This window comes from Microbulbifer thermotolerans (assembly GCF_001617625.1).
Classification (GTDB): Bacteria; Pseudomonadota; Gammaproteobacteria; order Pseudomonadales; family Cellvibrionaceae; genus Microbulbifer; species Microbulbifer thermotolerans.
The window spans coordinates 490095-504985 of the sequence record NZ_CP014864.1 but is presented as its reverse complement, the minus strand read 5'-3'; the positions used below and the strand labels follow the sequence as shown (position 1 = coordinate 504985).

General features: G+C 53.6%; 12 protein-coding genes and 3 pseudogenes. 7 read left to right on the top strand and 8 right to left on the bottom strand.

Going from position 1 to position 14891, the window contains the following annotated elements; genetic code table 11:
• Nucleotides 1–6: 6 nt before the first annotated feature.
• Nucleotides 7–819, top strand: a complete 813-nt coding sequence (locus A3224_RS02040) for a symmetrical bis(5'-nucleosyl)-tetraphosphatase (RefSeq protein ID WP_067150817.1) — start codon at nucleotides 7–9, stop codon at nucleotides 817–819.
• Between the two features lie 170 nt (nucleotides 820–989).
• On the opposite strand, the pseudogene A3224_RS17600 reads toward A3224_RS02040, so the two are convergent.
• The 3 genes and pseudogenes from A3224_RS17600 to lepB form a co-directional block, all read right to left on the bottom strand.
• Nucleotides 990–1318: pseudogene (locus A3224_RS17600) on the bottom strand (CPBP family intramembrane glutamic endopeptidase).
• Nucleotides 1319–2147: 829 nt separating this feature from the next.
• Nucleotides 2148–2291, bottom strand: a pseudogene (locus A3224_RS02030) (transposase domain-containing protein); the annotation flags it as partial.
• A 129-nt stretch (nucleotides 2292–2420) separates the two neighbouring features.
• Nucleotides 2421–3182, bottom strand: a complete 762-nt coding sequence (gene lepB, locus A3224_RS16415; protein ID WP_082817353.1) for a signal peptidase I — start codon at nucleotides 3180–3182, stop codon at nucleotides 2421–2423.
• A 157-nt stretch (nucleotides 3183–3339) separates the two neighbouring features.
• Here lepB and A3224_RS02025 point away from each other — a divergent pair.
• Nucleotides 3340–3798: pseudogene (locus A3224_RS02025) on the top strand (transposase); the annotation flags it as partial.
• Between the two features lie 285 nt (nucleotides 3799–4083).
• Here the strand turns inward: A3224_RS02025 and A3224_RS16750 are convergent.
• Together A3224_RS16750 and galE are read right to left on the bottom strand one after the other, a co-directional pair.
• Nucleotides 4084–4326: a hypothetical protein gene (locus tag A3224_RS16750; RefSeq protein WP_139223183.1), complete on the bottom strand. Its 243-nt coding sequence runs from the start codon at nucleotides 4324–4326 to the stop codon at nucleotides 4084–4086.
• 289 nt (nucleotides 4327–4615) lie between these two features.
• The gene (gene galE / locus A3224_RS02020; RefSeq protein WP_067150808.1) at nucleotides 4616–5644 is read right to left on the bottom strand and encodes a UDP-glucose 4-epimerase GalE; all 1029 of its coding nucleotides are present in this window, start codon (nucleotides 5642–5644) and stop codon (nucleotides 4616–4618) included.
• Between the two features lie 343 nt (nucleotides 5645–5987).
• Here galE and A3224_RS02015 point away from each other — a divergent pair, with 343 nt between their 5' ends.
• The 3 genes from A3224_RS02015 to A3224_RS02005 all read left to right on the top strand — a co-directional run bounded on the left by A3224_RS02015 (nucleotide 5988) and on the right by A3224_RS02005 (nucleotide 10865).
• Nucleotides 5988–7910: a PrkA family serine protein kinase gene (locus A3224_RS02015; protein ID WP_067150805.1), complete on the top strand. Its 1923-nt coding sequence runs from the start codon at nucleotides 5988–5990 to the stop codon at nucleotides 7908–7910.
• Between the two features lie 85 nt (nucleotides 7911–7995).
• A complete protein-coding gene (locus tag A3224_RS02010; protein WP_067150802.1) occupies nucleotides 7996–9276 on the top strand; it encodes a YeaH/YhbH family protein in 1281 nt (426 codons plus the stop codon).
• The gene (locus A3224_RS02005) at nucleotides 9276–10865 is read left to right on the top strand and encodes a SpoVR family protein (protein ID WP_067150799.1); all 1590 of its coding nucleotides are present in this window, start codon (nucleotides 9276–9278) and stop codon (nucleotides 10863–10865) included. The genes A3224_RS02010 and A3224_RS02005 overlap by 1 nt, the downstream gene beginning before the upstream one ends.
• A gap of 34 nt (nucleotides 10866–10899) precedes the next feature.
• On the opposite strand, the gene A3224_RS02000 is transcribed toward A3224_RS02005, so the two are convergent.
• Complete coding sequence (locus tag A3224_RS02000) at nucleotides 10900–11466, bottom strand: response regulator (protein ID WP_067150797.1); 567 nt, start codon at nucleotides 11464–11466, stop codon at nucleotides 10900–10902.
• A gap of 537 nt (nucleotides 11467–12003) precedes the next feature.
• On the opposite strand from A3224_RS02000, the gene A3224_RS01995 reads away from it, so the two are divergent.
• Both A3224_RS01995 and A3224_RS01990 read left to right on the top strand, forming a co-directional pair.
• The gene (locus tag A3224_RS01995; RefSeq protein ID WP_067150794.1) at nucleotides 12004–13227 is read left to right on the top strand and encodes a multifunctional CCA addition/repair protein; all 1224 of its coding nucleotides are present in this window, start codon (nucleotides 12004–12006) and stop codon (nucleotides 13225–13227) included.
• Nucleotides 13220–13948: a pteridine reductase gene (locus tag A3224_RS01990; RefSeq protein ID WP_067150791.1), complete on the top strand. Its 729-nt coding sequence runs from the start codon at nucleotides 13220–13222 to the stop codon at nucleotides 13946–13948. The genes A3224_RS01995 and A3224_RS01990 overlap by 8 nt, the downstream gene beginning before the upstream one ends.
• Before the next feature lie 57 nt (nucleotides 13949–14005).
• Here the strand turns inward: A3224_RS01990 and folK are convergent, their stop codons facing one another.
• The gene (folK, locus tag A3224_RS01985) at nucleotides 14006–14497 is read right to left on the bottom strand and encodes a 2-amino-4-hydroxy-6-hydroxymethyldihydropteridine diphosphokinase (RefSeq protein WP_067157304.1); all 492 of its coding nucleotides are present in this window, start codon (nucleotides 14495–14497) and stop codon (nucleotides 14006–14008) included.
• 11 nt (nucleotides 14498–14508) lie between these two features.
• A complete protein-coding gene (gene folB / locus A3224_RS01980) occupies nucleotides 14509–14889 on the bottom strand; it encodes a dihydroneopterin aldolase (protein WP_067150788.1) in 381 nt (126 codons plus the stop codon).
• Between the last annotated feature and the right edge of the window lie 2 nt (nucleotides 14890–14891).

The window sequence follows — 14891 nt, the reverse complement described above, 5'->3', positions numbered from 1 at the left end:
TGCGTTTTGGCCACATATGCCATCGGCGATATTCAGGGCTGCCTTGAGCCGCTGCAACGACTACTGAAAAAAATTCACTTCCGCCCCGACCGGGACAAACTGTGGCTGGCCGGCGACCTGGTGCACAGAGGACCTGACAGCCTGGGCACGCTGCGCTTCCTCTACCAGCACCGCGACCAGATCACCGCTGTACTCGGCAACCACGATCTGCATCTCCTGGCTCTGGCCCACGGCGCCAAACGCCTGACGGACAAAGAAAAGGATCTCGCCGAAGTACTCGCGGCCCGCGATGCCGACAAGCTACTTACATGGCTCCAGAGCCTGCCACTGGTGGTGCACAAAAAGGGATTCACCATGGTGCACGCCGGTATTCCCCCCATGTGGAGTGTCACTAAGGCGCTGACACTCGCCAGCGAAGTCCACCGGGCGCTGGCCGACAGCGCCATGGCAAAAGCCTATTTCTACGGCATGTACGGCAATGAACCACACCGCTGGAGTGATCACCTGCTTGGTATCGAGCGGCTGCGCTGCATCACCAACTACTTCACCCGCATGCGCTTCTGTACCGCCGACGGCACCCTGGACCTGATCACCAAGCGCGGCCCCGCTGCTGCCCACGGCGACTTCAAACCCTGGTTCAGCTTTCCCGAACGCAAAACCCAAAATGACAAAATTATTTTTGGCCATTGGGCGGCACTGGAAGGCAGAGCCGACACACCCAACGTCTATGCCCTGGATACCGGCTGCGTCTGGGGTGGATACCTGACCGCGATGCGGCTTAACGACGAAGAATTTTTCTGCGCGGATTGCAGCCTATAGGGGTACCCCGCGTCCTTGATCAACTCATATATGCGCCGTAGCAGGCCGGGGCTGCCCCTTCACTTGAACCAATCTCCTGGCAGATTCTTGCTTTCCGGCCCAAGAGAAATCTGAATTGAAGCTTTCTTGAGGTTATTCCTCCCTCTACGGAAAAGAAGGAGGATTAATCATTAAAGAATGCCCAAATAAATCACCACAATCGCACTGGCCAAATTATTCAGGCCGTGCAACAACATTGGCAACAGCACCGAGCCACTTTTCTCCCGTGCAATTCCCAGCATCAGAGCCAGAATAAAAATAAAAACCGCCTGGACCCAGTGATACTGCCCCAGTGCATAAGGGCAAATAGAGCGGAAGTCAGCAGCAAAGTGCCAGTGAGGCCGAGTCGGGATTGCCGCCAAGCGGTGAACAAATAGCCGCGAAAAATCAACTCTTCCAATACAGGCGCCACCAAAACAATCACCAGAACCAATGGCAGATGACGGCTTCCGGCCAGCATCTGCATAAATTCTCCCGGCGCTACGTCCAGCAGGCGTACCAGGAAAGACTGCACAGCCAGAAATACCAGCAACAAACCAATCCAGAGCCACACCAACTTAATCGCAAAAGGCCGCACCGCCAATGTCGACCAGAGAGACTGCGTTTTGAAATTTGCCACTGCCAGCAATACCGGAATAATCAGAAAAAACTGCACCAGATAAGAGCCAACTATAGCCGCCGGCGTTTGCAAATGTGCAGCCACCGCAGCTTGAATTTCCGCCGGATCAGGCATTCCCCCCTGCGCGCCAAGGCTTTGGCTGCGAAGAGAGATCAGCAGTTAAACCAGCATCAGGGGTGCTATTTTCAAACGTTGATTCCATGATATTTCCGTTTCCTTCTTCTTTACTTAAAAATACTGCGGCTTAATTCATATCACACCATAGTTAGTTATTACTTGAAAACAAGGCATATTTTGTCTTTTCATATATAACTAGAGTTTAGAGCGAGCTAGATCTCCAGCGGCCCTGTATTAGCCAATGAAAATCCAACACAACTCCAATTGTCTGCTGAAAAATCTCTATTTTTACAGTCCCCACCTGGAATCGGACAAAAACTCACCATGTGGCGTCTCGAATTTCCTGCAGGTAACATTCCGCCAGCCGCGAACATTAAAATTCCGTAATTGTCGGGCCAGCTCTTGTCGGATTCTTCCGGAAGTGATCGATTGTTGACTTCACCAAGAACTTATCTGGCTCAATTCCTTGGTCACATCTCTGCCTGCTACTGAGAGCAACTGGATCAAGGTAAGCGGTAAATCTACCACCCCATTGCCATTACTCATCTTATGTTCAGACAAGATTCCACGGCAGCAGCTGCTCTATCTCTTCCACGCTCTGCGCCTTGGGCAGTTCTGTAAACACCTGCCTGAGATATCGGTACGGCTCGTGCCCGTATAGTTTGGCGGTTTCAATCAAGCTGTAGAGTGTCGCTGAAGTTCTGTCCCCAGCCTGTCTGTTTATGCTATAGATGTACACTCTTCTACGAAGAACACTTTTTTACTCTACATATTGGTGATGAATATCACTAAAAAATGTATTAAAAAATAATAAAAAGAATCGCATTCACTGCACATACTTACCTAGCTTAAAAATATCTTTAGACCATATAAAATATAATTTCTTCCCCAAAATTTGATTTTTTTGAATAAAAGGATAATGATAATGACGAGAATCTATAGAACCACATCTATTATCCCCCAGAACAAAATAGCTATCATCCGGAACCGTAATTGGACCTAATTGCTGGCTTTTAGAACATGTACCATCATAATTTTTATATTTCTCTTCAAGAGGAACATCATTTATATAAACAACTCCATTTTCAATAAATATTTTTTCTCCTGGCAATCCTATAACTCGCTTTGAGTAAGCAGATGCACCTCCAGGAAATTTGAAAGTCACAAAATCCCCTCTAATAATTTCATACCCTTCACCAACATCAAGCGTAATTTCTCCATCGATCAAATTTGGATACGATGAACTTCCATTTAACACACTTATATAGAATGGAGGAGGATTCACGGAAAAAAGCAAACAATAGAAGAAAGCATATAAAGATAAATATAATATTTTTTTTAGATTAACCTCCTCCTTAATCTTAAACAGAATTAACGACGAAATGGCGTACGACATCAACACAATAAAAAAAGAAGCATAAAAATAAAAAGGAGACTTAGCCCATAAGAAAGCCCCAAAAAATATTGCACAAATAATGCATATGGGTGTCAATAAAGCCACTAACGGACTACCCACAATAATTCCAGATATCCCAGGGAAAATAGTGTTTATTATTAGCCCTACAAATCTGTACAAAATAATTCTCACTTACTATTAAACCTCTCTCTTAGCATGATCAAGCAAAAACGGCAACCCCGTTAAGCTATGTAGTGCTCAGAATTCCGTGTCATTTCTTTACCATTAGCAAAAAAGAGATGCCCCATGAGCAAACCTACCTTCGATATGGAAGCCGCCATCAAGGCACTGCGTGATCCACCAGATCCGCAATTCGATAAAGTACGTGTCTTCGAAGAACCAGAAGACTTTTATGGCGGATCTCAAATGTGTCTACAAGGCGGCAACACTCAATGCTGCCGAGAGCGCACTGGACGAGCTGGAAGCTAAGTGGGGCGACAAATAGCCGATGGTGATCAAATCCTGGCGCAGCAAGTGGCCCACACTATCGGCCTACTTCAAATATCCGGAATACATACGCAAACCGATTTACACCACCAACGCCGTCGAAGCCGCACATAGGCAGTTTCGAAAACTGACCAAAACCAAGGGTGGCTTCGCCAATGGGAACAGCTTATTCAGGCTGCTCTACGTCGGTATACTGAAAGCCTCCGAGCGCTGGACGCACCCAATCCAGAATTGGAATCTGACACTGTCACAGCTGGCGATCCACTTTGCGGAACGCCTCGAGAAATACATCATTCTATGAGACTACTTGTCTGACATAAAATTTTGAACCCCCTCCTAAACTCTAGACTCTTAAAAAAGGCTTAATTTCAATGGTCCCTCTATACGCAAATTTGATAAATAATCATCGATTCCTATAAATAACAATGCCGAAAACACCGAAAAGAACAACAGCAGATAAAATAATAATTTTTATAAAAATATTTTCAATAAATTGCATTAAAACTGAAAGAACAACGACAAGAAGCAAAAAAAATTTATGGTAAGAGATTTCACTCATATTTGCCCACTATTTACCATGTAAAATTTAAATTTGGGTGTTTATTTGTTGCTCGAGCAGCGCCAAATCTTTTTCTGTGGAGGCTATACACTGCTCGATATTCTGCTGTTGCTGTCGATAAATATTTTCACTTCGCTCTAATTGCGCTGTAAGCAATTGTCGCTGACTTTCATATTCTCTCAACAACAGGCTTTCAAGGTGCCTACCATCGGCAAGAATGCGGTCTTCATTTAGACATTTTTTACAACGTCTAGTCACTTCATTCAACATGCAATCTATTACACGCCATTACACAAACCGAACAGTAATTCGAATTTATAAAAGACAAACAAATGCTCTGATCAAACCACCATTTTTCACTTTAAAAATGCGGACGAGCATTCCTGAGGCGGACGCTGATAACGGCTGAGGAAAGTATATTGATTAGAAAAACTGGGGAACTTTTCAGGAGAGAGATCTCTGATTAATACGACTGATATATCAGTTTCTGGAAATATTCTTTCCTGTTCCTGAACGCTGCGTGGAACACATATTAATCAGAGGCGAGGGATATCTGCTTTTATTCCGCGGAATAACCATTCGGGTTTTTAGACTGCCAGCGCCAGGTATCCTCCACCATTCGCTGCAGCTCATACTCCGCTTTCCAGCCCAATTCCTTTTCCGCCAGAGACGGGTCGGCATAGCATTCTGCGATATCTCCAGGGCGGCGCGGGGCTATTTTGTAGGGGATTTCTCGACCACAAGCCTGCTCGAAGGCGCGCACGATTTCCAATACGGAGCTGCCACGACCGGTGCCCAGGTTATAGGTGTAGCAGCCCGCTGGCGTTTCACTCAGGCGCAGTTTTTCCAACGCTGCCAGGTGCCCGCGGGCCAGGTCCACCACGTGGATATAGTCGCGCACGCCGGTGCCATCCGGGGTATCGTAGTCATCGCCAAACACCTGCAGCTGCGGCAGCCGCCCCACCGCCACTTGGGCCACATAGGGCAACAGGTTGTTGGGAATGCCGCGCGGGTCTTCACCAATGGTGCCGCTTTCGTGGGCGCCAATGGGGTTGAAGTAACGCAGCAAGCTGACTTTCCAGCCACTATCCGGTGCGGCACAGAGATCGCGCAGTACGTCTTCCACCATCAGTTTGCTCGCCCCGTAGGGATTGGTAGCGCCAGTGGGGAAGTCTTCTCGGATAGGGACGCTGGCGGGATCGCCGTAAACGGTAGCGGAGGAACTGAATATCAGCTGCCGGACACCAAACTCCTCCATCACTTGGCACAGCGTCAAAGTACCGCTGACATTGTTTTGGTAATAACGCAGTGGCTGCGCCACGGATTCGCCCACGGCCTTAAGGCCGGCGAAATGCACGACAGCATCAATGTCGTAGCGGGAAAATACTGACCGCAGTCCATCGGCATCGGCAATATCCAGCTGATGAAAGGGCACTTGGCGTCCGGTAATCATCTCTACCCGGTGCAGAGATTCGCTACTGCTGTTTACCAGGTTGTCCACCACCACTGGTTCCCAGCCAGCAGTAAGCAATTCGATACATGTGTGACTGCCAATGTAACCGGCCCCACCAGTAACCAGGATCGCCATAGCAACTTCCTTTAATCACTTTGAATTCTCAAGAGGCCGCCTAGTAGAGCCTAAAACTGCCGCTCAATTCAACCCATTTTGGCGCCGCTTCGCCGCCGCGAACTATGCTGGAAAAGCGGGAGCACCAATTTGTCATTGCTCTCGCACGGCAGAGCGATATGACTGCCACCATAAAGATAGTGTTTCGCGCCAAGCGCCTTCCAGCATTCGCGCAGCCTGAGGAGCGGGCGCCCGCCCCAGCTCGCCAGCCCGACAATCCATTGACGCAGTATGCAATGTGCTTGTCCACTGCGGCTGGCAATACGCCGAATGCTGTCCGACACGCTACAGGGAGTTGTACATCATGACGATATTCAATCACTACCTGGAGAGATACGAGTCCATCCAGGATGAAGAACTCAGCATTCAGGAATACCTGGAACTGTGCAAAAATGACCGCAGCGCCTATGCGTCCCCCGCCGAACGCATGCTGATGGCTATCGGCGAGGCGGAGCTGGTGGACACCTCCCGCGACCCCCGCCTGTCACGGATTTTCTCCAACAAAGTAATCAAGCGCTACAAAGCCTTCGATGAGTTCTACGGCATGGAAGAAGCCATAGAACAGATCGTTTCCTTCTTCCGCCACGCCGCTCAGGGACTGGAAGAAAAGAAACAAATCCTCTACTTGCTGGGCCCGGTGGGCGGTGGCAAGTCTTCTCTGGCGGAACGGTTGAAGGCACTGATGGAGAAAGTTCCCATCTACGCCATCAAAGGCTCACCGGTGTTTGAGTCGCCACTGAGCCTCTTCTCCCCCAGCGAAGACGGACAGATCCTGGAAGAGGATTACGGGATTCCCCGCCGTTACGTAAATACCATTATGTCGCCCTGGGCGATGAAACGCCTGCATGAATTCAAGGGCGACATCAGCAAGTTCCGCGTCGTGAAGATCTACCCTTCCATTCTCGACCAGATCGCTATCGCCAAAACGGAACCGGGGGACGAAAACAACCAGGATATTTCCTCACTGGTGGGCAAGGTAGATATTCGAAAACTGGAAGATTTCCCCCAAAATGATCCGGATGCCTACAGCTTTTCCGGCAGCCTGTGCCGCGCCAATCAGGGATTGATGGAGTTCGTGGAGATGTTCAAGGCGCCCATCAAGGTACTGCATCCGTTGCTCACTGCTACCCAGGAAGGCAACTACAACAGCACGGAAGGGCTGGGCTCCATCCCCTTCAACGGCACCATACTGGCGCACTCCAACGAATCCGAATGGCAGTCCTTCCGCAACAACCGCAACAACGAAGCCTTCCTGGACCGTATCTATATCGTCAAAGTCCCCTACTGCGTGCGCGTACAGGAGGAAATCAAGATTTACGGCAAACTGCTGGAAAACAGTTCTCTGGCCAATGCACCTTGCGCACCGGACACCCTGCGCATGCTGGCGCAGTTCTCCGTGCTGTCCCGCATCAAGAACCCCGAAAATTCCAGCATTTATTCAAAGATGCGGGTCTATGATGGTGAAAATCTCAAAGATACAGATCCGAAGGCAAAAACCATCCAGGAATATCGGGACAACGCCGGTGTCGACGAGGGCATGACCGGCCTTTCCACCCGCTTTGCGTTCAAGATACTCTCCAAGGTGTTTAACTTCGATCCCACCGAAGTTGCCGCCAACCCGGTACACCTCCTTTATGTGCTGGAACAGCAGATTGAACAGGAGCAGTTTCCTCCGGAAGTACAGGAAACCTATCTCGGCTTTATCAAGGAATATCTGGCGCCACGCTATGTGGAGTTTATCGGTAAGGAGATACAAACCGCATACCTTGAATCTTACGCCGAGTACGGTCAGAACCTGTTTGACCGCTATGTCACCTACGCAGATTTCTGGATACAAGACCAGGAATATCGGGACCCGGAGACAGGGGAAATCCTCGACCGCGGCGCCTTGAATGAGGAACTGGAAAAAACTGAAAAACCCGCCGGCATCTCCAACCCGAAGGACTTCCGCAACGAAATCGTCAATTTCGTGCTGCGCGCTCGCGCCAACAACCAGGGAAAAAATCCCGACTGGCGTTCCTACGAAAAACTGCGCGCAGTAATCGAGAAAAAGATGTTCTCCAACACCGAGGATCTGCTGCCGGTAATTTCCTTCAACACCAAGGCATCGGCGGATGACAAGAAAAAACACGCGGACTTTGTCGCGCGCATGGTGGAGCGGGGCTACACAGAGAAGCAGGTCAGACTGCTTTCGGAATGGTATCTGCGTGTGCGCAAATCGCAGTAGCAATTGGAGCGGTCAAGGGCGAATGGTATCCGGTTGCTGAGTGCAAGATCCGCAGTTGGGTATGGTTCGACGCAGAGGCAGTAATATGAGCTATATCATCGACCGCCGGCTGAACGGCAAAAAGAAAAGCACGGTCAACCGCCAGCGCTTTTTGCGCCGCTATAAAGCCCATATCAAAAAGGCTGTCGGAGAGGCGATGAACAGCCGCTCCATTACCGATATGGAAAAGGGCGAGCGCATCAGCATCCCCACCCGGGATATCAGAGAACCCGTCTTCTCCCACGGTCCCGGCGGACGTGTAGAGCGGGTGTTGCCCGGCAATAAAGAGTTTGTCGCCGGCGATCGCGTCCCCCGGCAGGGGCAGCAGGAAGGTGGCGGCGGTGGCGGCGGCAATGCCAGCGACAGCGGCGAGGGCATGGATGATTTCGTTTTCCAGATTTCCCAGGAAGAATTTCTGGACTTTATGTTCGAGGGATTGCAACTGCCGAATATGATTAAGCGCCGCCTGACAGGTAATGACGCTTTTCAGGTTGTGCGCGCAGGCATCAGTAACGAGGGCACGCCCGGCCGCCTCAATGTGGTCCGCTCCCTGCGCGCCGCTAATGCACGACGCATCGCACTGACCAGTAGTAAACGGCGCAATCTCCGCGAGCTGGAAATCGAGCTGGCGCAAGAGGAAGCCAAAGACCCGGCCCTGCGCGATCAGCGCAAACTCGAACAGCTGCGCGGAAAGATTGAAGAGCTGCGCCGCCGCATCGACCGCGTACCCTATCTCGATGATTTCGACCTCAAATACAACCTCCTGGTGCGACAGCCCCGCCCTCGGTCCCGCGCCGTGATGTTTTGCCTGATGGATGTCTCCGGGTCCATGAATCAGGCCACCAAAGATATGGCGAAGCGCTTTTTCCTGCTCTTGTACCTGTTCCTGCGGCGCAGCTACGAGTACACCGAGGTGGTATTTATCCGCCACCACACCAGTGCCAAGGAAGTAGACGAAGAAGAGTTTTTCTATTCCCGCGAAACCGGCGGCACCATTGTCTCCAGTGCTCTGAAACTAATGCGCCGCATCATGCGGGAGCGCTACCCCGCCAGCGAGTGGAATATTTACGGCGCCCAGGCGTCCGATGGAGACAATTGGAACGATGATTCCAGCACCTGCCACAAAATTCTGATCGACGACATTATGCCCTACGTGCAGTACTACTCTTATGTGGAGATCACGCCCCGGGATCACCAGGCACTTTGGGAAGAATACGAGCGCGTACGCGAGCTTTTCCCGAACCACTTCGCCATGGAACAGATTGTCGACGTCTCAGACATCTATCCAGTCTTCCGCCAGTTGTTCAGCCAGAAGGTGCCCGCCTGATGCTCGATACCTACACCACCGGCGCGGATGCGTCCGAGTCAGACTCCAGCGGCCCCATATCCACTACATCCGAGTGGACCTTCGAACTGATTCAAAAGTACGACCGGGCCATCGCTGAGCTGGCCGATGAATTCGGCTTGGACACCTACCCCAATCAAATCGAAGTCATCAGCTCCGAACAGATGATGGACGCCTACTCATCGGTGGGCATGCCCGTGGGCTATCACCACTGGTCTTTCGGCAAACAGTTCATCAACATCGAAAACAACTACCAGCGCGGCCTGATGGGGCTGGCCTATGAGATAGTGATCAACTCCAATCCCTGTATCGCCTATCTCATGGAAGAAAACACCATGACCATGCAGGCGTTGGTGATCGCTCACGCCTGCTACGGACACAATTCTTTCTTTAAAAACAACTACCTTTTCCGCAGCTGGACGGATGCCAGCAGCATCATCGATTACTTGATTTTCGCCAAGAATTACATCGCCAGCTGCGAGGAGCGCTATGGTCTGGATGAAGTCGAGGCCGTTCTCGATTCCTGCCACGCCTTAATGAATTACGGCGTGGACCGCTACAAGCGGCCCTATCCCATTTCAGCGGTGGAGGAAGAACGGAGACAAAAAGAGCGGGAGGAATACCGCCAACGCCAACTGAACGATTTATGGCGGACGATTCCAAAATCGGGCACCGGTGAAGAGGAAAGCGAGGAACAGCGCTTTCCCGAAGAGCCACAGGAAAATATCCTGTATTTTATTGAAAAAAATGCACCGCTTTTAGAAAACTGGCAACGCGAACTGGTGCGCATCGTGCGCAAGCTGGCGCAATATTTTTACCCACAGCGTCAAACCCAGGTAATGAACGAAGGCTGGGCCACCTTCTGGCACTACACCCTGCTGTCAGAGCTGTACCGCCGGGGACGGGTAACAGACGGCTTCATGATGGAGTTTCTGCAAAGCCATACCAATGTGATCTATCAGCCGCCTTTCGACAGCCCCTATTACAACGGCATCAACCCCTACACCCTCGGCTTTGCCATATTCAGCGATCTGCGACGCATCTGTGAAAACCCGACCGAAGAGGACCGCCAGTGGTTTCCGGATATCGCCGGGAGCAATTGGAAGGAGACGCTTCAGTTCGCCATGCGCGACTTCAAGGACGAAAGCTTTATTCTGCAGTTCCTGTCGCCAAAGGTTATGCGTGATCTGAAGCTCTTTAGTATCACCGACGACGACCGGGAAAGCGAAATCCTGGTCAGCGCCATACACGACGAAGATGGCTACCGCGAACTGCGCGCCACCCTGGCAGGTCAGTACAACCTGGGAAATCGCGAGCCAAATATCCAGGTCTATTCGGTGGATACCCGCGGCGACCGCTCACTGACCCTGCACCACACCCAGCACTGCCGCAGGCCTCTGGGCAAGGACACTGGCGAAGTGCTCAAACACCTGCATCGCCTGTGGGGGTTCGACGTACACCTGCACAGCCTCAACGGCGATGAGATTACCGCCAGCTACCACTGCCCGGAGATCGGCCGCGACCGTTCCGATAGCGAAGAGGAGTCCATGCTCGTTCCAAAACCGATCTAAAAGCTATGATGCGTAAATCGGCAGACTTGGATAATCAAACGTCGAGCAACAACTTCACCTTAGCTGCCAGTTCGCTGCGCGCCACTGGATAATCGGCCAGGGCATCGGCGCCGGCGTCGAGCCAGCGCTGTTGGTCCCGGTCCTCAGCAGACGCAATGACCAATACACGCACATTGGCGTATTCACTGCGGGAGCGCAGGTGGTCCAGAATCTGAAACCCCTTGGCACCCACGAAGCACGCATCGATTACCATCAGCGCAGGTTTGCTACCGGCCATCAGGGCCCCGGCGACAAAGCTGTCGCCAGCCACCTCCACATCGCAGCCGGCTTCCTGCAGTGCCTGGCGACCGGCGGCGGTCAGTTCGGGATTGTCGGTCAGCAGCAGCACCTTGCGACTGGCGGCGGCCAGCTCACTGGGTATCGGCATGGCGTTATCGCGCAGAAAACCGACAAAGTCTTCCACGCAAATGCGGTGGTCACCACGACCGGGCAACTTGTACGCCTTTAGCTGTCCCCGCTCTATCCAGCGAATCACCGTGCGGAAGTTCACACCACAGTACTTGGCCGCCTCTCCGGTAGTGAGTACATGCAGTTCATTCATCTTTATGTCTTCCCCCAAACATCCCGCGGTAACGGGCAAATGCCTTCCACGTCCATCTGAGCGACGGGCGGCGGATAATCGCAGCCCGCAACATCAAATTATCCTGTTTTTTCATGCCAATCTTATAAATTATGCTGTTCAGAACTAAAAAACCAGCCCGAAACTCGGCACCTATATTTTTATTGACGAACGGCGCGGAAACCCCCTCAAAAAATACTGAAAGATAGAGTTGACAGTTATGACAGGTGGAATAGAATGACAATCATTCGGCAGAGCGGTTGGCTGCCGAGCCGCCACAAAGCGGTAGCCCCTCACCAGGCATCGGGGCATCAGTCTCTTTGAATGGCAAATGGATATTCCCTACCGAATACCCTAAGACCCTGGGCCCCTTGTTTTTTTGGGGCCTTTTTTTTATCTTGCAAAAGCTTCGGACTTTTCCCTAGATCCCGCCCCGGGCGGCGCCAAAAGTATTGGATTTATGGCAGCGCACCGCGTAACCCGGCATATCTTGCTCCTTCCCTCCCTGGAGTGCTCTCCGTGAAAATTTACCTGGTCGGCGGCGCTGTGCGCGACAAACTGCTCGGAAGACCCGTACACGAGCGCGACTGGGTTGTGGTCGGCGCCGACGAACCCCACATGCGCGAACTCGGATTCACCCCGGTGGGTAAGGACTTTCCCGTGTTCCTGCACCCCGATACCGGCGACGAATACGCACTGGCGCGCACCGAGCGCAAAAGCGGCCACGGTTACGGCGGCTTTACCGTTCACGCCAGCTCCGATGTCACCCTGGAGCAGGACCTGCTGCGCCGCGACCTCACCATTAACGCCATGGCGGAGAGCGACCAAGGTGAGCTCGTCGACCCTTACGGCGGACGGGCCGACCTGGAAGCGCGCCTGCTGCGCCACGTTTCCCCCGCCTTTGCGGAAGACCCGCTGCGCATACTGCGGGTTGCCCGCTTTAAGGCCCGCTACCACCACCTCGGCTTCACCATCGCCGACGAAACCATGGCGCTGATGCGGCAGATGGTGAACCAAGGGGAAGTCCAACATTTGGTGGCGGAGCGGGTATGGAAGGAAGTCAGCCGCGCCCTGACCGAGCCGGACCCCGATGTCTTTTTCCGCGTACTGCGCGACTGCGGCGCCCTGAAGATACTGTTGCCGGAATTGGAGCGCCTGTTCGGCGTACCCCAGCCGGCCATACACCACCCGGAAATCGATACCGGCGAACACGTCATGCTGGCACTGCGCGCGGCGCCACCACAGCTGCCAGTGCGCTTCGCTGTACTGCTGCACGATCTGGGCAAAGGGGTAACCCCGGAGGAAATCCTCCCCAGCCACCGCGGCCACGAGCGCGCGGGCCTGCCGCTGGTCCGCGAAGTCTGCCGCCGCTGGCGCGCCCCCAAAGAATTGACCGCCCTGGCCACCGGCGTGTGTGAGTATCACCTCCACTGCCACAAAGCCTTTGAATTGCGCCCGCAGACACTGATGAAATTACTGCGCGCCCTAGACGCCCTGCGCCGACCCGAGCGGTTTGAGCAGTTCCTGCTCGCCTGCGAGTCGGACGCCCGCGGTCGCAAAGGACTGCAAGACAGGCCATACCCCCAAGTGGACTACCTGCGCGCCGTGCGCGAAGCCGCGTGCGGGGTCTCCCCAAAAGAGTTGATGGAACAGGGCTACGAAGGGGCCGCCCTGGGCAAAGCCCTGGACCGGGCGCGGGTCCGCGCCATCGCCAAGGTAAAGGAAAGCTACCCCAATGCGTAACGCCCTGATTACCGGAGCCGCCGCCCGCCTGGGGCGCGCCATCGCCCGCGAATTGCACCGGGACCACCGGGTGGCAGTGCACTACCGCCGCTCTGCCGACGCTGCGCACACTCTGGTAGAGGAGCTAAACCGCCTGCGCCCCGACTCCGCCATTGCCCTGCAAAGCGAACTGGCCACCGCCGCCGACTGCGAACAGCTGGCCGTGCGCGCCGCGGCCCAATGGGGCAGCATCGAAGTACTCGTCAATAACGCATCCGCCTTTTTCCCCACCCCGCTGGACACCGCCGACGAATCCGCCTGGGAACAGCTGATCGGCAGCAACCTGAAGGCCCCTTTCTTTCTCAGCCAAGCACTGGCGGACACCCTCGCCCACGGTAAAGGCTGTATCGTCAATATGGCGGATATTCACGCCGAGCGCCCCATGCCCGGGCACCCGATCTATTGCATCGCCAAAGCCGGATTAGTGATGTTGACCAAGAGCCTGGCTCTGGAGCTGGCGCCCCGCGTGCGGGTCAACGCCCTGGCCCCCGGCGCCATTCTGTGGCCCGAGCAGGAAAACGCGAACCAAGCGGCGAAGACCCGGATACTCGAGCGTATCCCGCTGGCCCGCACCGGCGGCGAGAAAGACGTAGCGCGCACCGTGCGCTTCCTCGTCAGTGAGGCACCTTATATCAGCGGTCAGGTAATTGCGGTAGACGGCGGGCGCAGCCTCAATATCTGAGCACCACGGAAGAAATCAGGAAAGATCCCGCCTGCACACAGGGAGGGGGGATTCAGTCTACGGCCAATCAAACGCCACGGGCCACAGCTTCTGCTTGGTTTTGTCGTACTCCGCCCACATCTGCGCGAAACTCTTGCCCGTGAGCGGGTGCACCCAATCCGGAGCCAGCTCCGCCAACGGTTGCAGCACAAAGGCATTTTTCTCGATTTCCGCCCGCGGCAGCTTGACTCCATCGACGGTACCGGTCAGATCACCATAGATCAGAATATCGATATCCAGCGTGCGGGCACTGAATTTGGGTCCGGCACGCAGGCGCCCGTTGGCATCCTCGATCCCACGCAAACGCAAAGCCAGTTGACCGACAGGCAGCGCCGTGTGAATCGCCACCGCCAGGTTGTAGAAGTTGTCGCCATCGAAACCCACGGCCACACTTTCGAAAACCCGCGAAACCCGCAGCCGCCCAAACTCTCCGGCCAGGGCCTTAAGCCCCGCGCGAATGTTCCGCTCGCGATCGATATTGCTGCCGAGGCCCAATAAAACTTCCACCACACCCGTCACCTTCAAATCGCCGACGCCGCACCGGTCGCCGGTCTTTCTCCGCGCTCGATAATCACACCTACATCCCGCGATCCGCGCACGGCACCGGGCTTGGACAGCCGCAGGCGCAGCCAGGGAACCGCGAATTCCTCACGCACTATGGCCGCCACTTTTTCCGCCATGGTCTCCACCAGAAGAAACTCGCTCTCCTCAATAAAGGCAATCAAGCGCTTGGCAACGGCTTTGTAGTTCAAGGTATGACGAATATCATCGGTCCGCGCAGCCTCGCTGATATCAAAGGCCATCTCCAAGTCCAGACTCACCGTCTGGCGCACCTCGCGCTCCCAATCGTAGATACCGATGATAGTGTCTACCTTTAAATCCCGTATATAAACGATATCCATCG

Bases quoted from the DNA above. Each gene is read 5' to 3' on its own strand.
- galE (WP_067150808.1), bottom strand. From the start codon at position 5,644: ATGGCGATCCTGGTTACTGGTGGGGCCGGTTACATTGGCAGTCACACA.
- A3224_RS01990 (WP_067150791.1), top strand. From the start codon at position 13,220: ATGCGTAACGCCCTGATTACCGGAGCCGCCGCCCGCCTGGGGCGCGCC.
- A3224_RS02005 (WP_067150799.1), top strand. From the start codon at position 9,276: ATGCTCGATACCTACACCACCGGCGCGGATGCGTCCGAGTCAGACTCC.
- folB (WP_067150788.1), bottom strand. From the start codon at position 14,889: ATGGATATCGTTTATATACGGGATTTAAAGGTAGACACTATCATCGGT.
- A3224_RS16750 (WP_139223183.1), bottom strand. From the start codon at position 4,326: ATGTTGAATGAAGTGACTAGACGTTGTAAAAAATGTCTAAATGAAGAC.
- A3224_RS02015 (WP_067150805.1), top strand. From the start codon at position 5,988: ATGACGATATTCAATCACTACCTGGAGAGATACGAGTCCATCCAGGAT.
- A3224_RS02010 (WP_067150802.1), top strand. From the start codon at position 7,996: ATGAGCTATATCATCGACCGCCGGCTGAACGGCAAAAAGAAAAGCACG.
- A3224_RS02000 (WP_067150797.1), bottom strand. From the start codon at position 11,466: ATGAATGAACTGCATGTACTCACTACCGGAGAGGCGGCCAAGTACTGT.